The organism is Caulobacter sp. HMWF025, from assembly GCF_003060965.1.
Classification (GTDB): Bacteria; Pseudomonadota; Alphaproteobacteria; order Caulobacterales; family Caulobacteraceae; genus Caulobacter.
The window spans coordinates 15,246-40,868 of sequence record NZ_QAII01000155.1 but is presented as its reverse complement, the minus strand read 5'-3'; the positions used below and the strand labels follow the sequence as shown (position 1 = coordinate 40,868).

Sequence of the window (25,623 nt, the reverse complement as noted above, 5' to 3'; positions counted from 1 at the left end):
TCGTCCGGCCCAGGCTGCGGCCGATCGGCTATGCCTTTAAAGTCTCTGGCAAGTGTCGCAGCCGTCGAAACCTGCGCCATGGTTAACGAGGTCTTCAGGTTTGTCTGGTGAACCTTGTTACACTTCACTTCGCGCCCGGAGACTGCCTGGATGTCTGCTTTCCGCCGCCTGACGATCGCCTGGAAACTGATCCTGGTCGCGGGGCTGGCCATCGGGCTCCTGCTGATCGCCGCCGCCATAGCCGTCTCGTCGCACACGGGCAGCATCGTCTCGGGCCTCACGAACCAGTATGCCGGTGCCGTTGCCGACGATGCCATCGAGAAGGTGCGCTCCGACATCAACCAGGCGGCCTCGGCCACCCGGGCCATGCGCGGCTCGCTCGCCTCGGCCCACGAGGCGGGACTGGTCGGGCGCGACAAGTACATGGCCATCGTCAAGTCGAACGCCCTGGCGACCGACAGCGTCATGGGGGCCTGGTTCATGGCCGAGCCCAATGCGCTGGACGGCAAGGACGCCGAGTTCGTCGGCAACGCGACCATGGCCTCCAACAAGGACGGCCGCTTCTCGGTCTACTGGGTCAATCAGAACGGCGCGCCGGCTCTGGAGCTGCAGGCTGACGGGTCCGACTTCAACGAAACCTACTATACCGACACCGTCCGCGACCAGAAGCCGGTCCTGACCGAGCCCTATCTCGACACCATCGCGGGTACGGAAGTCGCGATGTCTTCGGTCGCCATGCCGGTGATGTCCGGCAACCGGCTGATCGGGGCCGCCGGTCTCGACATGTCGCTGGACAATCTTTCGAAGGCCCTCGGCGCGCTGCATCCGCTGGAAGGCGGCCGCGTGATGCTGCTGTCGTCCAACGGCCAGTGGGTCGCGCACCCCGATGCCGCCCTGCGCATGAAGCCCTATGGCGATGCCGGGGCCGACCAGGTCAAGGCCGTGCTCGGCGGTGGTGCCGCAGTCCAGATCAAGGGGATCGAGGCCGGGGATGTCGCCATGCTGCGCATCGTGCGGCCGATCGCCATGCCGGAACTCAACACGACCTGGGCCCTGGTCATGGATGTGCCGGTGGCGGCCATTACCGGTCCGGCCGACCGTCTGGCCCGGATCCTGTTCATCGGCGGCCTGTTGATCACGGTGGCCGTGCTGGCGGCCCTGTTCTTCGCCAGCGCCACGCTCGTCAAGGCCCCGCTGGCCGGCCTGACCCGCTCGGTCGCCACGCTCAGCGCCGGCCGCTATGACCAGGCCGTTCCCGGCACGGCCGGCGGCGACGAGATCGGGGCCATTGCCCGCGCGCTCGACGGCTTCCGGCATGATCTCGCCGATGGCCAGCGCCGCCGGGCCGAACAGGAATCCGAGCGCGCCGTGGCCGAAGCCGAGCGCCTGCGTCACGAACAGGAAGCCGCCGCCTTTGCCCAGGCCCAGGCCCGCGCCGTCTCGGCCCTGGGCGAGGGCATGGAAAAGCTCGCCGACGGCGACCTGATCTGGCGGATGCGCGAAGACCAGTTCGCGGCCGATGCCCGCAAGATGCCCAGCGACTTCAACGCGGCCGTCGAGAGCCTGCAGGCGACCATGTCGGGCATCCTCAATGCCGCCCGCAGCATTCGCGCCGGCTGTGCCGAGATCAGCAAGGCCTCGGACGATCTGGCCCAGCGCACCGAGCGCGGTGCCGCCGGCCTGGAACAGACCGCCGCAGCCCTCGACCAGATCACCGCCACGGTCCGTCGCAGCTCGGAAGGGGCCGAACGGGCCCGTCAGGTGACCGAGAGCGCCAAGACCAATGCCCAGCGCAGCGGCGTCGTGGTCAAGGAAGCGGTCGAGGCCATGGGCGGCATCGAGCGCTCGTCGCAGGAAATCACCCAGATCATCGGCGTCATCGACGAGATCGCCTTCCAGACCAACCTGCTGGCCCTCAACGCCGGCGTTGAAGCCGCGCGGGCCGGCGAGGCCGGGCGCGGCTTCGCCGTCGTCGCCCAGGAAGTCCGGGCCCTGGCCCAGCGATCGGCCGATGCGGCCAAGCAGATCAAGACCCTGATCCGCACCTCGACCGACCAGGTCGGTCGCGGCGTGCGGCTGGTCGGCGAAACCGGGGAAACCCTTGACCAGATTCTCGGGCAGGTGGCCGAGATCAACGACCTGGTCGGCGAGATCGCCGCCTCGTCCAAGGAGCAGGCCGTGGGCCTGGCCGAGGTCAACCAGGCTGTCAATCAGATGGACCAGGTCACCCAGCAGAACGCCGCCATGGTCGAGCAGTCGACGGCGGCCAGCCATGCCCTGTCCAGCGAGGCCGCTGAGCTGGAACGTCTGGTCAGCCGCTTCAAGGTCGGGGCCGAGGTCCAGAGCCTTCGGACCCGGGACGCCCCGCGTCCGGCGGTGGCGCCAACCCGCGAGTCGTTCCGCCAGCGCTATGTCGCGGGCAATACGGCGCTGAAGGTCGAGCCGTCCTCACGGCCCGGCGACTGGGAAGAATTCTGAAGCCGCCCCTTGGCCCGGTCTCGCCGGGCTGAGCGCCTGACCGATCAGGCGGTGGCGAACACGCTGCGGAACAGGATCGCGCCGTCTTCTGAGCCCAGATCGGCGTCGAAGGCGCGATCGGGGTGGGGCATCAGGCCCAGAACATTGCCCTTGGCATTGATGATGCCGGCGATGTCGCGGGCCGAGCCGTTGGGATTGTTCTTGTAGCGGAACACGACCTGGCCCTCGCCCTCGAGGCGGTCCAGCGTCTCTTCGTCGGCGAAGAAGTTGCCCTCGCCGTTGCCGACGGTCATCACCGCCTCGCGCTGCTCGCCGAACTCGGCGGTGAAGCGGGTCTGGCTGTTGACGATGTCCAGCTCGACCGGCTTGCAGATGTATTTCAGCTTCTCGTTGCGCAGCAGGGCGCCGGGCAGCAGGCCCGCCTCACACAGCACCTGGAAGCCGTTGCAGATGCCGACCACGGCCATGCCGTCATGGGCGGCCTTGACGACCTCTTTCATGACCGGGCTCTGGGCCGCCATCGCGCCGCAGCGCAGATAGTCGCCGTAGGAGAAGCCGCCGGGCAGGACGACCAGGTCGAGGTCATCCGGCAGGGCCGTTTCCTGGTGCCAGACCATCTCGACGCGGGCTCCGGCCGAGCGCTCGATGGCGACCTTACAATCGCGGTCGCAGTTGGACCCCGGGAAGACGATGACAGCGGCTTTCATGGCGCGGGCTCTTAGCAGCGTTCGGGCAGGATGTCAGCGGTCGGGGCGGTAAAAGACGCCTGACGCCCCCGCCAACCCGCTCTCCCCGGCGAAAGCCGGGGCCCAGATTCAGCCTGAGCCTCTGGGGATGATGCGCCTACGCGCCTGGCCGAGCGCTTCTGGCGTTCGGGGTTCGATCTGGACCCCGGCTTTCGCCGGGGAGAGCGGCTTTCAAAGGGGGAGGTTAGAGGCGGCTTGCGAGCCTGGTTGGACGTTTGGAAGTTCGGTTTCTAAAACAAACAATCCGTCATCCCGCGCTTTATGCGCGGGACCCATTCGTCTGTCGCAGGTGCGGTACGGCGTGGATCTCTCACGTGGAAGCTTAACCATGGGTCCCGCGCATAAAGCGCGGGATGACGATGATTGTATCGCCGCCTTCCCATCCCCTTTGGCCGCCCCTCACAGCTCGATCATGTCGAAGTCCGACTTCGGCGTGCCGCACAGGGGGCAGATCCAGCCCGCCGGGATGTCGGCCCAGCGGGTGCCCGGGGCCAGGCCTTCGCCCGGATCACCTTCGGCCTCGTCATAGATGTAGCCGCAGGTTCGGCACTGCCAGACCTTGAAGGGTTCGCTCATCGTCGCCTCATTTCATCTTGAAGCGGATCGGCACCGACTTGGGGCCGCAGACGAAGTTGGCGGTCATCCGGGTGGGCTGGCCGTCCAGCTCGACGCTGTCGAGGCGGGCGAACAGCTCCTCCCAGAGCACCCGCATCTCCATCCGGGCCAGATGCTGGCCAAGGCAGATGTGGGCCCCGTAGCCGAAGGCGACGTGCTTGTTGGGCGTGCGGTCGATCCGGAAGCTGAACGGGTCGTCGAACACCGCCTCGTCGCGGTTGCCGGACGGATAGGACAGCATCAGCCAGTCGCCCTTGGCGATCTTGCGGCCGGCCAGTTCGGCATCGGCCGTGGCGGTGCGCATGAAGTGTTTCACCGGCGTGACCCAGCGGATCGATTCCTCAACGAGACCCGGGATCAGCGCGGGGTCGGCCTTGACCCGGGCGAACTGGTCGGGGTTCTCGGCCAGGGCCCACAGCGCGCCGGCCGTGGTCGAGGAGGTGGTATCGTGGCCGGCGGTGGCGGCGATGATGTAGTAGCTCATCGCCTCCAGATGCCCCATCGGCTCACCATTGATCTTGCCGTTGGCGATGATGCTGGCCAGGTCCTCGCGCGGATTGGCCCGGCGGTCCTCGGTCATGGCGTTGAAGTACATCATGAAGTCCATGATCACCGACTGCAGGCTGTCGATGCCGGCGCTGACGTCGGTGACGACCTTGCCGTCGCGGTTCAGGTCCGGATCGGCATTGCCGAACAGTTCCTGGGTCAGTTTCAGCATCCGGGGCTCGTCGGCCTCGGGCACGCCCAGGACTTCCATGATCACGTGAAGGGGGTAGAGGAAGGCGACGTCGCGGGCGAAGTCGCAGCGGTCGCCCTGTTCGGCCATGCGGTCGACGAAGCCGCGGGCGATCTCGCGGATCCGGGCTTCCAGGGCCCGCAGGTTCTGCGGCAGCAGCGCGCCCTGGGTGATGCGGCGATAGGAAAAGTGGTCGGGATTGTCCATCTGGACCAGGGAGCGGACCAGGTGCGGCGAGCCGCCCATCATCTCGCGGACCTTCTTGTCGGCCTCGATGGTGGTGACGATCGTCGCGCGGTCGCCGTTGTGGAACAGCTCGTTCTGGCGTTCGACCTCGAGGATGTCGGCGTGGCGGGTCACCACCCAGAACGGGTCGATGCCGTCCGGCTGGGCCACCTCCAGCGGGCTTTCGCGCCGCAGCTGGGCAAAGGCCCGATCGATGCGGTCGCCGTCGGCATAGGCCTTGGGGTCGACGATGGTGTTGGCGAGATCGACGGCGATGGTCATGCTGGCGCTCCTGGCATCCTCCGGGGGCAGCTCTGCGGCCGCCTTTGTTATTTGCTAGTTGTTCAACAAATATATAGCGTGCGCAAGATGACATCCGCCCTTAAGGTTCCTGCCGTTCGCCGAAGCCAGTCCGACCGCCGGCAGCAGTCCGAAAGCGAACTGCTGCGCGCTGCGGCCGAGCTGATCGTCGAGCGCGGCATGGCGGCGGCGACCTTCGAGAACATCGGGGCGAGGGCGGGCTACAGCCGGGGGCTGGCGACCCAGAAGTTCGGCTCCAAGCAGGGCCTGATCGAGGCCCTGATCGGCCGGCTGCAGGCGCGGCTGCAGCATCTGCTCGATGACCGGCAGCTCGAGACCGCCAACGGGCTCGAGGCGATCCTGGGCTTTGTGGACATCTATCTGCGCAACCTGGCCGAGGACGGCGAGATGCGGGCCTATTTCATGATGATGGCCGGGGCCGTAGCCGAGATTTCGGAGCTGCGCGGCCCGTTTGCGGCCGCCCACAAGGATGTCGAGCTGAAGCTGGAGGCCCTGTTCCTGCGCGGCCAGGCCGAGGGGGTGATCCGCCCGGGCTTCAATGCCGATGCGGCGGCGATCATGGTCGGGGCGCTGCTGCTGGGGCTCAGCACCCAGAAGCTGGTTGATCCGGACCTCGATCTGGAGCCGATCCGCGAGACCAGCCTGGCGACCCTCAGAGGCAGTTTCGCCGCCTGAGGTCGCCGGTCGTTTTAGTCAACGGTGATCGCGTAGCTTTCGATCACGGTATTGGCCAGCAGCTTGTCGCACATCGACTTGACCTCGGCCCTGGCCTTTTCGGCGTCGGTTTCGGTCACGTCGAACTCGATGGTCCGGCCCACGCGGACATTGGCAACATCGGCCCAGCCCAGCCCGTGCAGGGCGGCTTCGACGGCCTTGCCCTGAACGTCGAGGACGCCGGGCTTGAGGAACACTTGGACCTTGGCTTTCAACTTCTTCTCCTCACGGGGGCGGGGGACGCCGAAGCGGTGAGCGCTGACCGCCCACGGTGCCAAGGGCTTCCCCCTCCGTCGCCTGCGGCGACACCTCCCCCGTCAGGGGGAGGATCACTGACTAGTGCACGCCGCCCTGAATGACGGTGGGCATTTCCTTCATGATGCCGAGGCGGCGGGCCACTTCGGCATAGCTCTCGATGACATTGCCCAGATCCCGACGGAAGCGGTCCTTGTCCATCTTCTCGTTGGTGATCGAGTCCCACAGGCGGCAGCTGTCCGGGCTGATCTCGTCGGCCAGGATGATGCGCGAGAAATCGCCCTCATAGATGCGGCCGAACTCGATCTTGAAGTCGACCAGGGTGATGCCGACGCCGCTGAACAGGCCCGACAGATAGTCGTTCACCCGCAGGGCCGTGGCCATCATGTCGTCGATCTCCTGGGTCGCAGCCCAGTTGAACGCGGTGATGTGCTCCTCGGAGACCATCGGGTCGCCGAGCTTGTCGTCCTTGTAGTAGAATTCGATGATCGAGCGGGGCAAGGGCTGGCCTTCCGTCAGGCCCAGGCGCGTGGCGATCGAGCCGGCCGCGATGTTGCGGACCACGACTTCCAGCGGAACGATCTCGACTTCCTTGATCAGCTGCTCGCGCAGGTTCAGGCGGCGGATGAAGTGGTTCTGCACGCCGATCCCGGTCAGGCGAGTCATGATGTACTCGCTGATGCGGTTGTTGATCACGCCCTTGCCTTCAAGAACCGCCTTTTTCTGGGCGTTAAAGGCCGTGGCGTCGTCCTTGAAGTACTGGATCAGGGTGCCGGGCTCGGGACCCTCGTACAGGATCTTGGCCTTGCCTTCGTAGATCTTCTTGCGCCGGGTGGTCATGGCTCTCGTCGAGGCCCTTCATGGATGCCGAGCGCCCCCCTGATCCGGGAAGGTCCGGAGAAACGAAAAGCGCGCGCGGCGGATAGCTGCGCGCGGCGTTCGACTCAAGGCCGCTCGTTGAAAATGTCGCATGGAACCTACCTGAATGAGGGCTTGCGCGCAAACGTGAGGTCGGGTTCGGTAGGCGGGCGAATGCGGAAACCCGCGGCTGGCACCCATCCGCTGATTGCGGGGCGACGCGTCACGGGATATGCAGCCGCCTTGAGCGCGCAGCCGCACAGAACGGGTTTCCCGTCCGGGCGGTCGCTGCGACTAAATGTTTGAGATAGAGCCTGTTTGTCGCCTGCGGAGGCTTTCCGTAGCGGCAGGTGGGCCCAGGACGATTTTGGGGCCTTTATGACCACCTTTGATGATCGCGAGCAGGGTTTTGAGCGCAAGTTCGTGCTGGACAATGACCTTGAGTTCAAGGCCACCGCACGCCGCAACCGCCTGCTGGGCGAGTGGGCTGCCGGCCTGATGGGCCTGGCGACCGCCGACGACTATGCGCGGGCCGTCGTGAAGTCCGACTTCGAACAGCCGGGTGACGAAGACGTGCTGCGCAAGGTTTTCGGCGACCTCAAGGGCTCCGGCGTGGCCGTGTCCGAGGGCGAGGTTCGCATGAAGATGGACGAGCTGCTGGCCCAGGCCCGCGAGCAGATCAAGACCGGCGCCTGATCCCGCGATCAGGACCTGACGATCAGGGGGCTGTCCTGCGGGGCGGCCCCTTTTTCGTGGCCTCACCGCGTCTGGCGACACCTCACCACTTGCCCCCACCTGACCGGCTTCGCCGGTCGTCCGCCCCAGGAGGGGGCAGATGAGGGCATCTTCCCCCTCCTGGGGAGGAGGATGCGCAGCATCCGGAGGGGGCGAGTTGTCCGCTCACCCCAGCACGAACACCGGGCCCCAGGCCACCTGGTAGCGATGCGCGCCGGAGGACAGGTGCGGGCGCAACTGCCAGGCTCCGGCCGCAAGGCCCCCTGCGGAGCCGCTGATCAGGATCTCGCTGCCGGGCTCGGACACCGAGAACTGCCCAATCGCCGGCGTGGCCTTCGACAGGGCCAGGGCGATGGCGTCGGTGGAGGCCACCTGCAACGGGGCCGGGGCCCGCAGCCTGGACGCGACCTCGGCATAGGCCCCGACCGCCAGCACCCTGGGGCCCTGGCGCAGGACGCCGTAGCCGACATGGGTGAAACCGTCTGCCAGCAGGTTGGCCCGGTGTCCGGGGCTGCCCCGCCACTGGCCCATGATCTGTTCCGGGCTGACCGGCCCCGACGCATTGCGACGCATGGCGATGTTCTCGCCCGCCGCCCCGACCAGGTCGCGGGCCAGCAGCCCCACCCGGGCGGCGGCCATGTAGCCTTCAGGCGTGGCGTGGTCGATCAGGCCGGTCCTGGCCATGTCCGCCGCATGGGCCCTGGCCGCCAGCACCAGGCCCGGGTCCTGGATCAGGGGCGCAAGGCTGCGGGCCTGCCGCAGGGCGTTGGTCTGCAGCCGCAGCTCGTTTTCGAACCCCTTGTCGAAGCGTCCGCCGGACGCGTCGGCCAGCCGCGCGCGCAGGCGTCGCTCATAGGCCAGCCAGTCAGCAGCCGGCGCGGCCCGGGCGGGGGCCGCCAGCAGCAGGAGGGGTGTGGCCAGGAGGACCCGTCGGGAAAATTGCAAAATCTCGGCTCTCGCAGCGATTGACAGTCGGGGTCGGGATCCAGACCTAAGGTCCATGCGTCCTGTACGTTCCATTTGGCTGGCCGGTCCAGAACCCTGGCTCCCCGATGCCGCCGCCCAGGCGGCGCGGCAGCGGGCCCTGTGCATCGAGTCTGGCTTCACCGGCCTGACCCCCGATCCGGTGCCCCTGGCGTCGAGTGCGGACCCGGAACTTGAGGCGCGGGAACTCTATGCGGCCCGCATGGCACGATTGCGTCAGGCCGATGCCGGGGTGGTCAACCTGACGCCCTGGCGGGGTCCCTCCGCCGATAGCGGGGCCGCCTTCGAGGCCGGGGTGCTGGCTGGTTTGGGGCGACCGGTCTTTGCCTATCTCAACATCCCCGACGAAATCCATGCGGAGTATGTCGACCGGGTCGAGGCCATGGCCGGGGCTCAGCGTGACGAGGCCGGCGTCTGGCGGGACGGCGAGGGCTGCCGGATCGAGGATTTCGGCCTGCCCGAAGCCGTCATGCTGTGGGCCGAGGCCCGCCGCCTGTTCGTGATCGTCACCGACGACGTCCTGCACGACCTGACCGGCCTCGAGCTCTGCCTCGACGCCCTGGGCCTCTACGCGGAGTAGGCGGGGGCAGTGGAGGGCGGTTCTGGAGGGAGAGCGGAGGGTGCCCAAGCGGATGTTTCGGGAGTCCTTTATGGGGGGAGCAGGCCTAGCCCATCTCTCCGCTCTCCCCGGCGAAAGCCGGGGTCCAGATCGAAACCCGAATGCGAATTGCGCTCGGCTAGGCGAGAAGGCGCATCATCCCCAGACACCCAGGCTGAATCCGGGCCCCGGCTTTCGCCGGGGAGAGCGGGTGAAAAGAGCCAACTTCTGGCGCGGGCAGCGCCTGCAATGGGTGAAGGGCGGACGTTGCCTGCATGAGGTGATCGACATAGGATTGAGTCATGAGCACTTTGGATAGAGCGCCGACTTGGGCATTTGCAGTCGCAGCTATGCTCGGGCTCGGACTGATAGCTTACGCAATCATCTCCGGCCCTTCACAGTCGGTTCTGATAGGTTTGGTCGGGCTCGCCCTAGCTGGCAAGTCGGCGACCAGCCTCGCCCGTCGGTTTGGAGCTACTGATCAGCCTCAGTAGCCACGCGCGTCGGCGACGTCCGACTTGGACCGGCAGCCGACCTTGCATCCGTTCCCGGAGCCGGACGCCCAGCATCCTGCAGATCCTCCCCCTTCACGGGGCGGATCTGGTGCAAGTCCCCTCGCAATCGGCCCCGGACACGCTATATCCCCGCCATCATGGCCGAAGCGTTCAACGACCTCACCCTTTCCGCCGACAAGGCTGCCCGCTATGCCGAGGTGGCCGCCGAGATCGCCTCGGTGCTGGACGGCGAACCGAACCGGACCGCCCGCATGGCGACGGTGGCCTCGATGCTGGCCAACAGCTTCGATCACTATTTCTGGACCGGCTTCTATGTGGTCGACCCTGACAAGCCGGGCGAACTGGTGGTCGGGCCCTATCAGGGCACACTGGGCTGCCTGCGGATCGCCTTCGGACGCGGGGTCTGCGGCGCAGCGGCGGCGACGGGCCAGACCCAGCTGGTCGCTGACGTCCATGCCTTTCCGGGCCACATCGCCTGCGACAGTCGCTCGGAGAGCGAGATCGTCGTGCCGGTGTTCGATGCGGCCGGAACCCTGCTGGCAGTGTTTGACGTCGATTCCGACCGGCCCGCGGCCTTCGACGCGATCGACCAGGCCGGCCTCGAAACCATACTGGCGGCCACCTTCGCCTGATCCTGCCAGCGTTTGCACGGTTTCATAACCTCGGCCGGTTAGGGTCGATGTCATGATTGACGTGGAACTCGTGCATCCCGGCGCCCTGGGCGCTTCCGAGGCCGGCCTCTGGCGGGCCTTTGCGGCGGCGCAACCCGATTTCGCCAACCCCCTGCTGGGCCCGGATTTTGCCGCGGCCGTCGGTGCGGTGCGGGAGGATGCGCGGGTGGCGATCATCCGCCGGCAGGGCGAGATCGTCGGCTTCTTCCCGTTTCATCAAAGGTTCGGCGGCATGGCCCGGGCCATCGGCGCGCCGCTGTCGGACTATCACGCCCTGGTCTCGAAACCCGGCGAGCGGCTGGACGGGGCCCAGGTGCTGCGCGGGGCCGGGATCAGCGCCTTCCGCTATACCGGTCTGGTCGACCCCTTTGAGGCGTTCGGGGGGCAGGGCGAGGTCAAGACCGCCCATGTCATTGCCCTGGACGGTCCGGCCGAGCCCTATCTGGAGGCCGTGCGGACCGCCAGCCCCAAGAAGATCAAGAACTACCGCCGGCTCGACAGCAAGCTGGAGCGCGAGATCGGGCCGGTCCGGCTGGTCGCTCCGGACACCTCGCGCGAGGCCTTCGACCTGCTGATCACCTGGAAGCGCGAGCAGCTGCAGCGCACCGGCATGCACGACTTCCTGCGCCCCGCCTGGACCAGCGGCCTGCTGACCGACCTGTTCAACCGCCAGAGCGGCGACTTCCAGGGCCTGATGGTCAGCCTCTATGCCGGCGACCAGTTGGTGGCCGGACATTTCGGCGTGCGGCTGGGCGGGATCTATCACCCGTGGATCGCCTCGACCCATCCGGCCTTCGGGGCCTGGTCGCCGGGCCAGATCTTCTTCCTGCGGGCCATTGCGGCCATGCCGGGCCTGGGCCTGACCCGCTACGACCTCGGGCCCAGCCATGACCACTACAAGCGGTCCTATGCCCTGAGCCAGACCACGGCGCTGGACGGTGTGGCCACCGCTCCGAGTGTCGGCGGCCTGATGGCCAGCTCGGTCGAGGGGGCCTGGACCCTGGCCGGATCGCGGCGGGCCGGACTGGTCGGACGCCTGCGCCGGCGGATGGATGCCATTGCCAGTGTCGAACTGACGGTCGGCGGCCGGGTGCGCGGCCTGGTCGATGCGGTGGCCGGCCAGTCGCGCCGCCAGGGCGGGACGAGTGCCCGCGAGGACGGCTGATGGCGCGCGTCTCGATCATGATCCCGACCCAGCGTCGCCCCGACGGCCTGTCTGTGGCGGTCGCCTCGGTGCTGGGTCAGCAGGGCGTCGACGTCGCAGGACTTGAGCTGATCGTGGTCGACAACGACCAGACCGACTCGGCCCGGGCGTCGGTCGAGGCCGCTGCGGTCTGCGCGCCGTTTCCGGTGATCTATGTGCATGAGCCGAAGGCCGGCGTGGCCAATGCCCGCAATGCCGGCATGGCCCGGGCCGGCGGCGACTTCATCGCCTTCCTCGATGACGACGAAGAGGCCCCGGCGGGCTGGCTGGCCGCCCTGCTGGCGACCCAGGCCCGGTTCGAGGCTGACGCCGTGTTCGGCCCGGTCAGGGCCCGGGCTCCGGACCGCATCATCGAACATCGCGACTATCTGGAACGCTTCTTCTCGCGGCTGGGACCGGCCGAAGAGGGGGTGATCGACCACTATTACGGCTGCGGTGACAGCCTGCTGCGCCGCGCGGCCCTGCCGGATCCACTCAGCCCCTTCGCGGTCGAGCGCAACCAGATCGGCGGCGAGGACGACATGCTGTTCGGCCAGATGCAGGCGGCCGGAGCCCGGTTTGCCTGGTCGCCGGAGGCCTGGGTCTGGGAAGATCCCGTGCCATCGCGCCTGAGCCTCGACTACACGATCGCCCGCGCCTTCGCCTATGGCCAGGGGCCCTCGGCCCACTGCGCCGCAGCCAGCCCGCCGGACCACAAGGGCATTGCCCGCTGGATGGCGGTGGGCCTGGCCCAGGCGGCCGTGTTCGGGACCGTGGCCGCCGCCAAATGGCTGGTCCGGGCCCGCGATCGGGCCGACTGGCTGGACCGGGCGGCCCGGGGCCTGGGCAAGACCTTCTGGTGGGGGCCCTTCAAGATCCAGTTCTACGGACGGACGGCATGAGCATCATCACCGACTGGACCCCGGAAAAGGCCAGGGCTTTCGGCCGCGAGAACCTCAGCTTCCGCCACAGCCTGCACGAACGGCCGATGTTCGACGACGAGGGTCTGGCGCGGCTGCTCGACCAGTATCCCCGCGACCAGCTGGGCGTCTTCACCATGGGCGAGGACCCCAAGGCCTGGACGACCTGGCGGCGGGGCGCGGCCGGCAACCTCTCGGGCGACCAGCTGCTGGACGCGGCCCAGAGCGGCCGCATCTGGCTGAACCTGCGCCATACCAATGACTTCGTGCCCGAATACGCGGCTCTGGCCGACGAGATCTTCGCGGAAAAGGAAGCCCGGGTCCCCGGCCTTCGCACCTTCAAGCGCGATCTGGGCATGCTGATCAGCTCGGCCAATGCCCAGGTCTTCTACCATCTGGACGTGCCGCTGGTGTCGCTGTGGCAGATCCGCGGCCGCAAGACGGTCTGGGTCTATCCGGTCGCCGATCCCTATGTCGGGGAACTGGCGCTGGAAAAGATCGTGCTGCGCGAGACGGCCGAACAGTTTGCCTTCGATCCGGCCTGGGATGCCGGGGCCCAGGTCTATGACCTCGAGCCCGGGGTGATGGCCACCTGGACCCAGAACGCGCCGCACCGGATCGAGAACGGTCCGATGCTGAACGTCTCGCTGTCGATCGAGTTCATGACCCCGCCGGCCCTGATGCGGGCCAATGTGATCTATGCCAACGGCGTCCTGCGCCGGCGGATGGGCGCTCGGCCGAAGATCCAGGACGGCTTTGGCCCGGTCGCCCTGACCAAGCTGGCCGTGGCGCGCGGCGCCAAGGCCCTGAACCTGCAGACCCCGCATGTGCGTCACCTGCCGGTCACCTTCGGCCTCGATCCGGCCCAACCCGGCGTTCTGATTGACCGGGCGGTCGGGTAAGGCTTGCTCCGCCGGGCGCTTCATCGCAGAAGTTGCCGATGAGTCAGGCCGTCACGATTGAACTGGGGGAGGGCGCCGAGCACGATGCCCGGGCCCTGCGTAACGCTTTCGGGTGTTTCACCACGGGGGTGACGGTGGTCACCACCACGGGCGAGGACGGTCGCAAGATCGGGCTGACCGCCAACTCCTTCACCTCGGTGTCGCTGGACCCGCCGCTGGCCCTGATCTGCGTGGCCCTGACCTCGTCGAGCCTGCCGGCCCTGGATGCGGCCGGGGTGTTCACGGTCAATGTCCTGCATGCCGACCACGAGGCCCTGGCCATGCAGTTTACCCGCAAGGAGGGTGACCGCTTCGAGGGCGTCGAGGTCGAGACCTGGCGCACCGGCACGCCGGTCCTGCCGGGCTGCATGGCCAATTTCGAGTGCGAGACCCACCAGGTGTTCGATGCCGGGGATCACCGCATCTATGTCGGACGGGTGGTCAAGCTGCGCTATGACCCCGACCATGAACCGCTGGTCTATCTGCAGGGCCGGTTCCGGCGGGTCCACGTCGACGCCTGATCCTGAAGGCGGTTTGGCAGGAAGGGGGCGGGAATGATCAGGGCGTCATATGGACTGGTCGCCTTTGCGACCCTGGCCGCCTCACCGGCAGTGATCCTTGCCGCACCGCAAGGCGCTGACCTCTCACGCGTGGGGCAATATGGAACCCCCGAAGCGCCGGTCACCATCCTCGAACGCGACGGGGTTCTGGTCGTGGACGGCGGCGGCCACAGCCAGGTTCGCCTGACGCCCCAGGGACGCGGCGTCTACCGCCTGGACGGCGGCGGGACGCTGACCTTCGAGCGCGGCTGTCTGGTGCTGAACGGCACGCTGCTGCCGCGCCGCGATTTCGGGGCCGAGGCCGAGGCGGCCATTCGCAAGACCGTACGGGCCGATCCCGTCGCCCTGAGAGCCCGGGCCCTGGCGGCGGTGCCGCCCGTCGAGACCGGTCCGTTCAGGCCCGCCGATCTGGTTGATCTGGCCACGATCGATCCGGCCATCCGGTTCGACATCCGCTATGCGGGGGCGGACAACTTCATGGGCCTGCCGCTCTACGAGCGCCCGGCCGCCTATCTGCAACGCCCGGCGGCCGAGGCCCTGGGCCGGGTGCAGAAAGCCCTGGCCCAGCGGGGCTATGGCCTGCTGATCCACGATGCCTACCGGCCCTGGTTCGTGACCTGGATGTTCTGGGAGGCGACCCCGCCGCAGTTCCACATGTTCGTGGCCGATCCGGCCCGGGGCTCACGCCACAATCGGGGCAGCGCCGTGGATCTCACCCTTTATGACCAGAAGACCGGCAAGGTCGTGGAGATGCCCGGCCGCTATGACGAGATGTCGGCGCGCTCCTCTGCCGACTTCCCGGGCGGGACCAGCGAGCAGCGCCGGCTGCGCGGGCTGTTGCGCGAGGCCATGGAGGCCGAGGGCTTCGCGGTGCTGCCCGAGGAATGGTGGCATTTCGACTACATGGACTGGGCCGCCTACGGGATCGGAACGGTGACCTTCTCGACCCTGGCGTCGCGCTGACGCCAGGCCAGGATGTCAGCCTTTCGCCCCACGCCGGTCTTGGGGCAGGCCTGTTTGAGGGTGCAGGCCCCGCACTGCGGCGTATCTTCCAGGCAGAGCATCTGGCCGAGCCCGCGCTTCATCAGCCAGTGCAGCTCGAACAGGTCATCGGCGGTCCAGTGTTCGGGAACCAGCGCCATCAGGGCGTGATAGGCTCCGGTCGCATCCGCGGCGTCGGTCAGGCCGAGGCGCAGGGCCGTACGATGCACATGGCTGTCGACTACCAGGGCGCGTATCGCCAGACTGCTGAAGTTCAGGACGCTGGCCGACACCTTGGTCCCCACGCCCGGCAGGCTCTGCAGTTCGTGGCGGGCGGCATCGACCGACAGGTTGCGCAGGTGGCTGAGCGACAGCCAGCCGATACGGGCCTCGATCATCCGCAGGGCCAGCGGCAGGCGACGGGCCTTGTCGCAGGCCCCGGCTACGTCCCCCAGGCCGTCGAGAACCAGGGCCTCCTCGGCGCGGGCCAGATCCTCCCAGCATTTGAAGGCCGCCCGCAGCCGCAGAAAGGCGGCCCATGAAACGGCGTCTTCCGTCCGTGTACTGATTGATGATTTTACGAGCTGCGAAACCGGATCCATTCGCGCCACCGGTCGCTGCGGCCCGAACTCGGCCAGCAGGCGGTCACGGATGCCCTCTAGTGGGGAGCGGGAAAGGCCAAGGGACAGCTGCACGACACGCCTCGCGAGAACATAATGAGAACATTATGTCGCTGGCCGACTATTGTCCACAGGCTGTGACTATCTTCGCGGGCGGCCCCACAGGGTTATGACCCGGCGACGCAGGCGCTGCAGGGCGACCTTCACCGGCGTGGGGGGCCTGATCGGAGCCGGGCGCTCTTCCTCCGGCAGGGTGACGCCGGCAAACCGGGCGATCAGGTCCCGCAATTCGGCTTCCTGAACGGCGAGGGCGGCCTCGACGGGCTTCATCCAGTGCAGGGTTCTCTGGCCGATTTCCGGCCAGGTCGCATGCTCGCCCGTCACCTTGAGCGGGAACACGTCGACCCTGACCTGGCGGGCGGTGCCGTTCTTCAGGCGCTTGAGATACTCGTACTCGCCGACCGGGGTCTGGCTGACTACGCCGTCCAGGCCCGCCTCCTCATAGGCCTCCTGGGCCGCGGCGGCCGGATCCGTCCGCCCCTTCATCGGCCAGCCCTTCGGGATCACCCAGCGTTTGGTCTCTCGCGACGAGACCAGCAGGATCTCCAAAGCTTCGCCCTCGCCACGCCAGGGCAGGGCCGCGATCTGGCGTCGCTTGCCGTTTCCTGACTTTCTGGCTGGCTTTTCCGTCACGTGTTCCAAAGGTCCTGAGGTCCCGAAGGCCGCTCCTGTTGGGTTCCCGGAGAATCGGCCGACGGCTGAAGCCGCTACGCTAAACCCGAAAGCGCACCGTTGCGCGTGCAGATCGCGCGTAAGTGGCCCTCCGGCCCCGAGCGTCACCGTGAGGTCACGTCCGGGCGCGCCGGGGCCCGGATCGATGGCAAGGCGCGTCGAACCTCTCGTCACCTGACCTGGTCTGCGTCATGGTGCGGCGGCATTCGCGAAGGCAGGAGTCGGACATGGCGTTCACGCTCACGATCAACGGTCAGTCTCGCAACGTCGAGGTCGAAGGCGACACGCCCCTGCTGTGGGTGCTGCGCGACGCGCTGAACATGGTCGGCACCAAGTTCGGCTGCGGCGCGGCCCAGTGCGGGGCCTGTACGGTTCACCTCGACGGCGTCCCGGTGCGGGCCTGTGTTACGCCGGTGCGGCGGGTCGGGACCAAGGCGGTCACCACGATCGAGGGGGTCGGCAGCGATCCGGTCGGGGCCCGCGTGCAGGAGGCCTGGAAAACCATCGACGTGCCCCAGTGTGGCTACTGCCAGGCCGGCCAGATCATGGCGGCCACGGCGCTGCTGACGGCCAAACCCAGGCCGACCGACGCCGATATCGACGCAGCCATGAACGGCAACCTGTGCCGCTGCGCCACCTACAACCGCATCCGGTCCGCCATCAAGGCGGCCTCCGGCCAGGAGGTCTGAGCATGGACAAGCGGCTCGCAAGCCCTTCGCGGCGCCTGTTTCTGCAGACCAGTGCCGCCGTCGGCGGTGGCCTGCTCCTGTCGTTCAATCTGCCGGCGGCCGGTCGCGCGGCCGAAGCCGCAGCGCCGTCGCGTCTGAATGCCTTTGTCCGCATCGCCAGGGATGGAACAGTCACCATCGCCGCCAAGCGCGCGGAGATCGGTCAGGGCATGAAGACCACCCTGCCGATGCTGATCGCCGAAGAGCTCGACGTCGACTGGGCCCAGGTTCGCATCGAACAGGCCCCGGTCGATAACGCGGTCTATGGCGACCAGTGGGCCGGGGGCTCGATGTCGACGCCGCAGGAGTGGGAGCCGACCCGCCGGGTCGGCGCTGTCGCCCGGGCCCTGCTGATCGCGGCGGCCGCGCAGCGCTGGGGCCTCCCGGCCGCCGGCCTCGTCACCGAGCCCGGAGTCGTGATCGATCCGGCCGGCAAGCGCCGCCTCGCCTATGGCGAGCTGGTTGAGGCGGCGGCCAAGCTGCCCGTGCCGGACCCGCAGGCGCTGACGCTGAAGGATCCTGCCCGCTACCGCATCATCGGCAAGGCCCATCCGCAGTCCGACAATCCGGCGATCGTGACCGGCCAGCCGCTCTATGGCCTCGACGTGCGGCTGCCCGGCATGCTGTACGCCACCTTCCTCAAGGCCCCGGTGTTTGGGGCGCGGGTCGATCGGGTCGATCTCGCACCGGCCCTGGCCGTGAAGGGTGTGCGCGCCGCCTTTGTCGTCGAAGGCGGCACCGCGCTGGACGGCCTGTTGCCCGGCGTCGCGGTGGTGGCCGACAGCTGGTGGACGGCCCGCAAGGGTCGCCAGGCCCTCGAGGTCGTCTGGACCGATCATCCCGCCTCCGGCCAGAGCTCTGTCGCCATGGCGGCCCGCGCGGCCGAACTGGCCCGTCAGGCCCCTCAGCGGGTCATGCGACAGGAGGGCAATGTCGAGACAGCCCTGGCCGGAGCGGCCAAGGTAGTTGAGGCCGCCTACCATTACCCCTTCCTGGCCCATGCGACCCTTGAGCCGCAGAACTGCACGGCGGCCTGGAAGGACGGCAAGGTCGAGATCTGGGCCCCGGCCCAGGATCCCGAGGAGGGCCGCGGCCTGGTCGCCCGGACCCTGGGCGTCGCGCCCGGTGACGTCACGATCCACCTGACGCGGAGCGGCGGCGGTTTCGGTCGGCGGCTGATGAATGACTACATGGTCGAAGCGGCCTGGATCGCCCGCCAGGCCGGAGCCCCGACCCAGCTGATCTGGAGCCGGGAGGACGACACCCGGCACGATTTCTATCGCCCGGCCGGCTGGCACAATCTGACCGCCGGTCTGGATGCCCAGGGGGCGCTGGTGGCCTGGCGCAGCCACGCCGTAAGCTTCGGAGAAGGGGACAAGTTCGTCCGCGCCGCCGAGGTTGACGCCAGCCAGTTCCCGGCCCGAGCGGTGGCCAACCATCTCCAGACGGTGTCCACCCTGCCTCTGGCGGTCCCCACGGGCTGGCTGCGGGCGCCGGGCAACAATGCCTTCGGCTGGGTGTTCCAGAGCTTCATCGACGAGCTGGCCCATGCCTCGGGTCAGGACCCTGTGGCCTTCCGCCGTCGCCTGCTGGGTGAGCCCCGGGCGCTGGGCAAGCCGGGCGGCTGGGACAATCTCGACACCGGTCGGATGCGCGGCGTGCTGGACCGCGCCGCCGAGATGGCGGGGTGGGGACGCGCAGTTGCCAAGGGCACCGGTCTGGGCATCGCGGCCCATTTCAGCCACCTGGGCTATGTGGCGGTGGTCATCGAAGCGTCTGTGGGCGACGACGGGACACCCGTGGTCCACAAGGCCTGGGCGGCCGTCGATGTCGGTCGCCAGATCCTCAATCCCAGCGGCGCCGAACAGCAGGTGCAGGGCTCGGTGCTGGATGCCATCGGCAGTACGCTTCGCCAGAAGATCACCCTGGAGAACGGGGCCGTGGTCGAGGGCAATTTCGGCGACTATCCGCTGCTGCGCTTTGCCGAGGCTCCGCCGGTCGAGGTGGCCTTTGTGCTGTCTGACCATCCGCCCACCGGGCTGGGCGAGCCGGCCTATCCGCCGACCCCGCCGGCCCTGTGCAATGCGCTGTTCGCCGCCACTGGCAAGCGCATCAGAACCCTGCCGATCGGGGATCAGCTGGCCTGACCCTGCGGCCGCCGGATCAGGACGCCCGAGGGTTTTCCGCACGTCGTTTCACAGCGACCGGAAAACCCTCTAGGAACGGGGATCCCCGTATCAAGCCGAGCCGTGTCATGTCCCACGTCACTGTCGTCAGCCATCCGCTGGTCCAGCACAAGCTGACCCGCATGCGGGACAAGACGACCTCAACCCGGACCTTCCGGGCCCTGATGCGCGAGACGGCGACCTTGATCTGCTACGAGGTCACCCGCGACCTGCCGATGGAGGAGGTCGAGATCGAGACCCCCGTCGCCCCGACCACGGCCCGGGAGATCGCCGGCAAGAAGCTGGTCTTTGCGCCGATCCTGCGGGCGGGCCTGGGGATGGCCGACGGCATGCTGGATCTGGTCCCCTCGGCCCGCGTGGCCCATGTCGGCCTCTACCGCGACCCGGAGACGCTGGAAGCCGTCGAATACTATTTCAAGGCTCCGCAGGACATCGCCGGACGCCTCGTGATCGTGGTGGATCCCATGCTGGCGACCGGCCATTCGGCGATCGCCGCCATCAGTCGCCTGAAGGCGGCGGGCGTCACCGACCTGCGCTTCGTCTGCCTGCTTTCGGCCCGGACCGGCATCGACAACCTGAGTGCCGCCCATCCGGACGTGCCGATCTGGACTGCCGCCATCGATGCCGAGCTGAACGATCACGGCTATATCGTGCCGGGCCTCGGCGACGCCGGCGACCGGACGTTCGGGACGCGCTAGAGCATTTTCCGATAAGTGTGAAACGGTTATCGGATCGAAAAATGCTCTAAACTTATGATTTAGAGCCCTTTTCGCCCGACCCTGATGAAGCCATCAGGTCGGAAAGGGCTCTAGGCGAGGGGAGCACGGCCCGCGGTTGCGGGACAAGCAATCCTAAACCCCTCCCGGGTAAGCTGCGCTCATGACCCTCGCCGAGTCCCGACGTGATTTCCGGTCGCTCGCGCTCCGCCTCGGGCGGGCGGCGGGTCTGGGTGTCCTTGTCGCGGTGCTGGCCTATCTCTGCGTGGACCTTCCGCGTGAGCACAACCAGGTCACCCCGGTCTGGCTGGCGAATGCGGCCGTGCTGGCGGTTCTGCTGCGGACAGAGCGCCGCGACTGGCCGCTCTACGGGCTCTTTGCCCTGATCGGCAATGTGCTGGCCGGCCTCCACTCCGGTGGCCAGATCGCCATCGTTGTGAGCCTGAGCCTGGCCAACAGCCTGGAATACCTGCTCTGCGCCCTTGTTCTGTTGAAGGCCCTTGGCCGCGACATCGATGTGGGCCGGCCGCGCGATCTGCTGTGGATCGCCGCAACCTGCGGCCTTTGCGCGCCGCTGCTCTCCGGAGGCCTCGCCGCCCTGGTTCTGTTCTTGAGCCGGGGCACGGACCTCTGGACCACCCTGTCCACCTGGGCCCTCGCCAACGGTCTTGGCCTGATGCTCGGAACGCCCTTCCTGTTGACGGTCAGTCGGGCGCGGGATCTGCTGGCCGAGCGGCCGGTTCGGCTGACCGGCTGGCTGGCCCTGCTGCTGCTGGTCGCCGCGACGGTCCTGGTCTTCAGCAATACCCGCTATCCGCTGCTTTTCCTGCTGCCGCCGATCCTGGCCTTCGTCGCTCTGGAACTCGAGATCCTCGGGGCGGTGGTCGGCCTTGCCATCATTGCCGTCCTCGCCATGGCCTTCACGGCGATGGGCCGGGGTCCGATCAGCCTTGTGGTCACCGACCTGACCGACCGGGTGGTCTTCCTGCAGATCGTGCTGCTGGTCACCGCCGCTTCGGCCCTGCCGCTCGCAACGATCAATACCCAGCGGCGGCGGCTGCGCGACGTGGCCCAGGAGCAGACGCGCTGGGCCGGCATGGCCGCGACCCTGGCCGGCGTCGGCTACTGGCGGCTCGACCTGGCGACCAAGGTCATGACCTGGTCCGACCAGATGTACGTGATCATGGATGTGCCGCGCGACGCGCCCTTGTCTCCGGCCCTGGCCCTGAACTGTGTGCATCCTGACGACCGCGAGGCCATGAAGATACGGTTTCGCAAGGCGCTGGAGGCACCGGCCACGGCCGGCAACAATATCGGACGGCTGCTGACCCGGTCTGGTGAGCAGCGCTATGCCGCCGGCAACATGCGGGTCGAGCGCAATGCCGAAGGGCGGCCCGTCACCATCTTCGGCGTGATCATGGACATCACGGCGCAGAAGCAGGCCGAGATCGCCATCATGCAGAGCGAAGCGCGCTACCGGACCCTGACCGAGAACGGCAGCGACCTGGTGACCCATACGCGCATTGACGGCGTCCTGACCTATATCTCTCCCTCCGTTGCGCTGCGGATGGGTTACACGCCGGAAGACCTGCTCGGACGGAGCTTTGCGGCCGAGATCCATCCTGAAGACGCCGGCGCAGTCCAGGCCGCCGTTGCGGCCCAGATTGAAAGCCGGGGCCGGTCCACGCCGATCCGTGTCGCCTACCGGGCCCGTCACAAGGACGGGGGAACGGTCTGGCTTGAAGCCCGTCCGACGGTGGTCTTCGACCCCGATACCGGCAAGCCGACGGGCGTGACCGACATCATTCGCGACATCACCGAACAGAAGGCCCTGGAAAGTGATCTGCGCCGGGCCCGGGCCGAGGCCGAAGACGCGGCGGCGGTGAAGGCCGAATTCCTGGCCAATATGAGCCACGAGCTGCGGACCCCCTTGACCGCCGTGCTCGGCTTCTCGCGCCTGGTCGAGGATCAGCCCGAGCTCAGCCCGACGACCCGCAGCTATGTCGCCAGGGTGTCCAATGCCGGCAAGGCCCTGATGGCGACGGTCAATGACATCCTCGATTTCTCCAGGCTTGAAGCGGGACAGGTCGAGATAAAGCCGGTCGCGATGGCGCTTTCGGACCTGGCGCGCGAAACGGTCGAGCTCTTCGAGGCCCAGGCCGTGGACAAGGGCCTGTCGCTGCATCTGTCCGGTCTGCAGGGGCTGCCCTCACAGGTGACGGCTGATCCCGACCGCCTGCGTCAGGTCCTGCTGAACCTGATCGGCAATGCGGTGAAGTTTACCGAGGCCGGCTCGGTCGAGGTGGTCCTGGCCTATGATCTCGAGGCCTCCAGGCTGTCCGTGGCGGTCAGCGATACCGGCCCGGGCATGCCGGCCGAGCGGGTCGGGCAGCTTTTCCAGCGGTTCTCCCAGATCGACGGGGCGGCGACCCGTCGCCACGGCGGCACCGGGCTGGGTCTGGCGATCTGCAAGGGCCTGGTCGAGGCCATGGGCGGCGAGATCGGCGTCGAGAGCCGGGAAGGGCAGGGGTCACGCTTCTGGTTCTCGGTCTCGGCCGAGGCGGTGGCGGCCCGGCACGCGCCCGAACCGTCAGCAGGCCAGGGACTGTCGCTTCCCGATGCGGCCCATATCCTGATCGTCGACGACAACAGCGCCAACCGCGCCCTGGTGCGGGCCATACTGACCCCGTTTGACCTGCAGCTCAGCGAGGCTGCGGACGGTGACGAGGCCATCGCCTCGGCGAACGCGACAGCCTTCGATGCCATTCTGATGGACCTGCGCATGCCTCGGGTCGACGGCCGAACCGCAGCGGCCCATATCCGGCGCGCGGGCCGGAACCGGTCAACACCGATGCTGGCCTTCTCCGCCGATGCCTCCAGCCTGGCGGACGACGGCCTGTTCGATGGCGAGATCGCCAAGCCGGTCTCGGCCCTGGGCCTGGTCGCGGCCCTCTCGGCTGCGCTCGCCCAGGGACGCGAGCTTGCAGAGCCTGACGGGGTCTGAGCCTTCACGGCCTGCGGTGGACGACGCCGTCCTTGATCACCAGAACGACGGCCTTGCTGGCCTCGATATCGCGGGTCGGGTCGCCCGAGACGGCCACGATATCGGCCAGGAAGCCGGGCTTCAGCCGGCCCAGATCATCCTGCCGGCCCAGCACCCGGGCATCGACGGCGGTGGCCGCCAGCAGGGCCTGGGACGGGCTCATGCCGAGGCGGACCATCCAGACCAGTTCGCGGGCATTGTCGCCGTGGCGGAAGACCCCGACGTCGCTGCCCATGCCGATCGTCACCCCGCTCTTCAGGGCCAGTCTGAAGGCCCGTTCGGCCGCCTGCATGGCCGGGGTCGGCGGGGTCTTGCCGGCGACATAGCCACCGAAATAGGTCGAGGTGCTCTCGCTGGCCGTCAGGGTCGGGAAATAGGCCACGCCCTTTTCGGCCATCAGCCTGAAGGTGGCTTCGCTGCCGCCATAGCCGTGCTCGATCGTATCGACCCCGGCCAGGATCGCTCGGCGCATGCCCTCATCGCTGGCGGCATGGACGGCCACCGGACGGCCGCCCGAATGGGCCACCTCGACCATGGCCTTCAGCTCCTCCTGGGTGAAGGTCGCCCGCGTCGCGCCGTCGGGCCCGACGCGATAGTCGGCATAGATCTTGATCCAGTCGGCGCCGGCGGCGGCCTGTTCGCGCACGGCCCGGACGGCCTCGTCGATGCCGCTGACCTCCTGGGCCCCCTGGGGGATCTCGGCGTCGGGATTGAAGTTACGCCGCGCCGGGCCATAGGCCCCGGTGGCCACAATAGCCCGGGTGGTGACAAACAGGCGCGGCCCAGGGATCAGCCGGTCGCCGATGGCGCGCTTGAGCGCCACGTCCGAGGTACCCGCCCCCTCGGTGCCCAGTTCGCGCAGGGTGGTGAAGCCGGCGTCCAGCGTCGCCCTGGCCTGGACCGTGGCGCGGATCACCCGGTAGTCGGGCGTTTCCTTCAGGACCTGGTCGTCCCAAGAGGCCTCGTTATAGGGGTGCAGCAGCAGATGGCTGTGCAAGTCCATCAGGCCGGGGATCACGGTCGCGCCGGGCAGCTCGATGACTTCGGCCCCGGTGGCGTCGAGGCCCGCGACCGGCCCGACGGCGGCGATGCGGTTGTCGCGCACCAGCACGCCCCAGCCCTCATGCGGTGGCCCGGCGTCCTCGGCCGTCCAGACCCGCGCGGGCTTCAGCAGGATCGGCGGGGCGGCCTGGGCGGTGGTCGCCGTCAGGGCCAGGGCAAGGGCGGTGAGAAACGGGCGCATGGGCGACTCGCGGGGAACGGAAGCGACAGCTAACCCCAATTCCCGGCGGCCCCCAATCATCCTGTCTTCCCAGCCGTACCCCGGCGAAAGCCGGGGGAAGAGCCGCGACCCAGCGGCCACCGCACTGCCCTTGCCGCAGGAGTCCGGCGCTCCCGCCCTCGCGGGCGTCCGGCCGGGATGACATGACTTTTGGGGGGAGGTGGGAGCCCGCGCATCGGACCGACCCGCATCTCCGCTCTCCCCGGCGAAAGCCGGGGTCCAGATCGAACCCCGAACGCCGATCGCGTTCGGCCGGGCGCGTAGGCGCATCATCCCCGGGGGCTCAGGCTGAATCTGGGCCCCGGCTTTCGCCGGGGAGAGCGGTTCAAAAGAGCGCAGTGCAGACCCACTCAGCGTCTGAAAGGGGGAGGGGAGGCAACGACACAATAGCCGTCATCGTGCGCTTTATACGCGGGACCCATTTGCCTGCCGCAGATGCGGTACGGCGTGGATCTCTCATGTGGAAGCCGAACCATGGGTCCCGCGCATAAAGCGCGGGATGACGGCTTCTTTGATTTTGAAACTGAACTTCCAAGCGTCCGACTAGAGCCGCGAGCCGAAACCAGACCTCCGCCCGAAACCGGACGTTGCCGCCTGGCCGCTAAACCATACCTAGGCTTTGCGACTGTGCCATATGCCAACGGACCACCATGTCCGGTCATCGCCGTCGATGGGACCCTCCACAAATGCGCGGAGACTGCCGACGTTTGGCGCGGTTTCGAATAGCTCTATCGGACAGTCGCCTTCACCCCAGAAGTACAAATCTGGGTCATCACGTGTGGCCTCCGAGTTCGTGCGCTCGGCCAAGACACGCTCGATGACTCCTGGCGGGTCGGCTTTCAGAGTTATGCCCACCCAGCCCTCTGGTCCGTCGAAATGCACTTCGCTTTCTTCGACCATTTTGTGAGCGAGCCAGAGCGCTTGCTCATGCGGACGAGCGCCGAAAATCAGATCGCGCGGCTTCTTCTTGGTTGCGGACATGGTCCCCAACGTACTGCCGCAGCGAACGGCCGCAATGGGGCGGGAGCAGAAGTCGCCCCCTGTCCGTAAGCCGGACCTTCGCTGGCCGGGCGGATCTCCCCCTGCCAATCCCCGTCCTTTTCCGCCTAACCCACTGAAATCCTTCAACCCCATAAAAACTTGTCCGCACCTTTACCGCCCGCCGTATCCTGACTTCACTTCAGGGCGATGGGGAGGGCGCGCGGCCAGCGACCTTCGCGGTCCTGGAGGGCGATCGAGCCGGGAGTGCTCGTCGATGCGATCCGGGGTCCGCGTGGCCC

At 67.8% G+C, this 25,623-nt stretch carries 24 protein-coding genes and 1 pseudogene; 14 read left to right on the top strand and 11 right to left on the bottom strand.

From position 1 onward, the window contains the following. Positions 1 to 150 precede the first annotated feature (150 nt). Entirely contained in the window at positions 151 to 2,478 is a 2,328-nt protein-coding gene (locus tag DBR10_RS16575) for a methyl-accepting chemotaxis protein (protein WP_108504878.1), read from the top strand. 44 nt (positions 2,479 to 2,522) lie between these two features. Here the strand turns inward: DBR10_RS16575 and purQ are convergent, their stop codons facing one another. The 4 genes and pseudogenes from purQ to DBR10_RS16560 form a co-directional block, all read right to left on the bottom strand. Next, complete coding sequence (purQ, locus tag DBR10_RS16570) at positions 2,523 to 3,185, bottom strand: phosphoribosylformylglycinamidine synthase subunit PurQ (RefSeq protein ID WP_108504879.1); 663 nt, start codon at positions 3,183 to 3,185, stop codon at positions 2,523 to 2,525. A gap of 285 nt (positions 3,186 to 3,470) precedes the next feature. Then, a pseudogene (locus tag DBR10_RS20250) lies at positions 3,471 to 3,554 on the bottom strand (hypothetical protein); the annotation flags it as partial. Between the two features lie 69 nt (positions 3,555 to 3,623). Continuing rightward, positions 3,624 to 3,800 (bottom strand): rubredoxin, encoded by a 177-nt coding sequence (locus DBR10_RS16565; protein WP_108504880.1) that lies wholly within the window; start codon positions 3,798 to 3,800, stop codon positions 3,624 to 3,626. Between the two features lie 7 nt (positions 3,801 to 3,807). Beyond that, the gene (locus tag DBR10_RS16560) at positions 3,808 to 5,082 is read right to left on the bottom strand and encodes a cytochrome P450 (protein WP_108504881.1); all 1,275 of its coding nucleotides are present in this window, start codon (positions 5,080 to 5,082) and stop codon (positions 3,808 to 3,810) included. A gap of 87 nt (positions 5,083 to 5,169) precedes the next feature. Between DBR10_RS16560 and DBR10_RS16555 the strand changes: the two genes are divergently transcribed. Next, complete coding sequence (locus DBR10_RS16555; protein WP_108556521.1) at positions 5,170 to 5,796, top strand: TetR/AcrR family transcriptional regulator; 627 nt, start codon at positions 5,170 to 5,172, stop codon at positions 5,794 to 5,796. A gap of 14 nt (positions 5,797 to 5,810) precedes the next feature. Here DBR10_RS16555 and purS read toward each other — a convergent pair whose 3' ends face one another. Further along, a complete protein-coding gene (gene purS, locus DBR10_RS16550) occupies positions 5,811 to 6,050 on the bottom strand; it encodes a phosphoribosylformylglycinamidine synthase subunit PurS (protein WP_108490626.1) in 240 nt (79 codons plus the stop codon). Positions 6,051 to 6,171: 121 nt separating this feature from the next. Next, the gene (gene purC / locus DBR10_RS16545; protein ID WP_108490627.1) at positions 6,172 to 6,930 is read right to left on the bottom strand and encodes a phosphoribosylaminoimidazolesuccinocarboxamide synthase; all 759 of its coding nucleotides are present in this window, start codon (positions 6,928 to 6,930) and stop codon (positions 6,172 to 6,174) included. 396 nt (positions 6,931 to 7,326) lie between these two features. On the opposite strand from purC, the gene DBR10_RS16540 reads away from it, so the two are divergent. Then, positions 7,327 to 7,644 carry a DUF1476 domain-containing protein gene (locus DBR10_RS16540; protein ID WP_108504882.1) on the top strand — a complete coding sequence of 106 codons (318 nt, stop codon included), beginning with the start codon at positions 7,327 to 7,329 and terminating at the stop codon, positions 7,642 to 7,644. A gap of 204 nt (positions 7,645 to 7,848) precedes the next feature. On the opposite strand, the gene DBR10_RS16535 is transcribed toward DBR10_RS16540, so the two are convergent. Beyond that, a complete protein-coding gene (locus tag DBR10_RS16535; RefSeq protein ID WP_233243453.1) occupies positions 7,849 to 8,628 on the bottom strand; it encodes a CAP domain-containing protein in 780 nt (259 codons plus the stop codon). Between the two features lie 55 nt (positions 8,629 to 8,683). Between DBR10_RS16535 and DBR10_RS16530 the strand changes: the two genes are divergently transcribed. From DBR10_RS16530 to DBR10_RS16500, 7 genes are all read left to right on the top strand, one after another. Next, positions 8,684 to 9,247 (top strand): nucleoside 2-deoxyribosyltransferase, encoded by a 564-nt coding sequence (locus DBR10_RS16530; protein ID WP_108489624.1) that lies wholly within the window; start codon positions 8,684 to 8,686, stop codon positions 9,245 to 9,247. A 670-nt stretch (positions 9,248 to 9,917) separates the two neighbouring features. Further along, on the top strand, positions 9,918 to 10,412 hold the full coding sequence (locus tag DBR10_RS16525; protein ID WP_108504883.1) for a GAF domain-containing protein: 495 nt from the start codon (positions 9,918 to 9,920) through the stop codon (positions 10,410 to 10,412). A gap of 52 nt (positions 10,413 to 10,464) precedes the next feature. Beyond that, positions 10,465 to 11,616 (top strand): GNAT family N-acetyltransferase, encoded by a 1,152-nt coding sequence (locus tag DBR10_RS16520; RefSeq protein ID WP_108490569.1) that lies wholly within the window; start codon positions 10,465 to 10,467, stop codon positions 11,614 to 11,616. Beyond that, positions 11,616 to 12,536 (top strand): glycosyltransferase family 2 protein, encoded by a 921-nt coding sequence (locus tag DBR10_RS16515; RefSeq protein WP_108504884.1) that lies wholly within the window; start codon positions 11,616 to 11,618, stop codon positions 12,534 to 12,536. The genes DBR10_RS16520 and DBR10_RS16515 overlap by 1 nt, the downstream gene beginning before the upstream one ends. Then, positions 12,422 to 13,456: a hypothetical protein gene (locus DBR10_RS16510; RefSeq protein WP_146184121.1), complete on the top strand. Its 1,035-nt coding sequence runs from the start codon at positions 12,422 to 12,424 to the stop codon at positions 13,454 to 13,456. Before DBR10_RS16515 ends, DBR10_RS16510 begins: the two co-directional genes overlap by 115 nt. A 38-nt stretch (positions 13,457 to 13,494) precedes the next feature. Next, complete coding sequence (locus DBR10_RS16505) at positions 13,495 to 14,016, top strand: flavin reductase family protein (RefSeq protein ID WP_108504885.1); 522 nt, start codon at positions 13,495 to 13,497, stop codon at positions 14,014 to 14,016. A 33-nt stretch (positions 14,017 to 14,049) separates the two neighbouring features. After that, positions 14,050 to 15,018: a M15 family metallopeptidase gene (locus DBR10_RS16500; RefSeq protein WP_108504886.1), complete on the top strand. Its 969-nt coding sequence runs from the start codon at positions 14,050 to 14,052 to the stop codon at positions 15,016 to 15,018. Here DBR10_RS16500 and DBR10_RS16495 read toward each other — a convergent pair. After that, on the bottom strand, positions 14,973 to 15,731 hold the full coding sequence (locus DBR10_RS16495) for an endonuclease III domain-containing protein (protein ID WP_108504887.1): 759 nt from the start codon (positions 15,729 to 15,731) through the stop codon (positions 14,973 to 14,975). The genes DBR10_RS16500 and DBR10_RS16495 overlap by 46 nt on opposite strands. A 66-nt stretch (positions 15,732 to 15,797) precedes the next feature. Then, on the bottom strand, positions 15,798 to 16,349 hold the full coding sequence (locus DBR10_RS16490) for an NUDIX hydrolase (protein WP_233243452.1): 552 nt from the start codon (positions 16,347 to 16,349) through the stop codon (positions 15,798 to 15,800). Between the two features lie 266 nt (positions 16,350 to 16,615). Between DBR10_RS16490 and DBR10_RS16485 the strand changes: the two genes are divergently transcribed. The 4 genes from DBR10_RS16485 to DBR10_RS16470 all read left to right on the top strand — a co-directional run bounded on the left by DBR10_RS16485 (position 16,616) and on the right by DBR10_RS16470 (position 23,022). Continuing rightward, positions 16,616 to 17,077, top strand: a complete 462-nt coding sequence (locus DBR10_RS16485; RefSeq protein WP_108504889.1) for a (2Fe-2S)-binding protein — start codon at positions 16,616 to 16,618, stop codon at positions 17,075 to 17,077. A gap of 2 nt (positions 17,078 to 17,079) precedes the next feature. Further along, complete coding sequence (locus tag DBR10_RS16480; RefSeq protein ID WP_108556520.1) at positions 17,080 to 19,263, top strand: xanthine dehydrogenase family protein molybdopterin-binding subunit; 2,184 nt, start codon at positions 17,080 to 17,082, stop codon at positions 19,261 to 19,263. 107 nt (positions 19,264 to 19,370) lie between these two features. Beyond that, complete coding sequence (gene upp / locus DBR10_RS16475; RefSeq protein ID WP_108505503.1) at positions 19,371 to 20,000, top strand: uracil phosphoribosyltransferase; 630 nt, start codon at positions 19,371 to 19,373, stop codon at positions 19,998 to 20,000. Positions 20,001 to 20,181: 181 nt separating this feature from the next. Next, the gene (locus tag DBR10_RS16470; RefSeq protein WP_108505504.1) at positions 20,182 to 23,022 is read left to right on the top strand and encodes an ATP-binding protein; all 2,841 of its coding nucleotides are present in this window, start codon (positions 20,182 to 20,184) and stop codon (positions 23,020 to 23,022) included. 4 nt (positions 23,023 to 23,026) lie between these two features. Here the strand turns inward: DBR10_RS16470 and DBR10_RS16465 are convergent, their stop codons facing one another. Next, positions 23,027 to 24,304 carry a metal-dependent hydrolase family protein gene (locus DBR10_RS16465; protein WP_108505505.1) on the bottom strand — a complete coding sequence of 426 codons (1,278 nt, stop codon included), beginning with the start codon at positions 24,302 to 24,304 and terminating at the stop codon, positions 23,027 to 23,029. Between the two features lie 651 nt (positions 24,305 to 24,955). Further along, complete coding sequence (locus DBR10_RS18960; RefSeq protein WP_146184168.1) at positions 24,956 to 25,324, bottom strand: hypothetical protein; 369 nt, start codon at positions 25,322 to 25,324, stop codon at positions 24,956 to 24,958. Between the last annotated feature and the right edge of the window lie 299 nt (positions 25,325 to 25,623).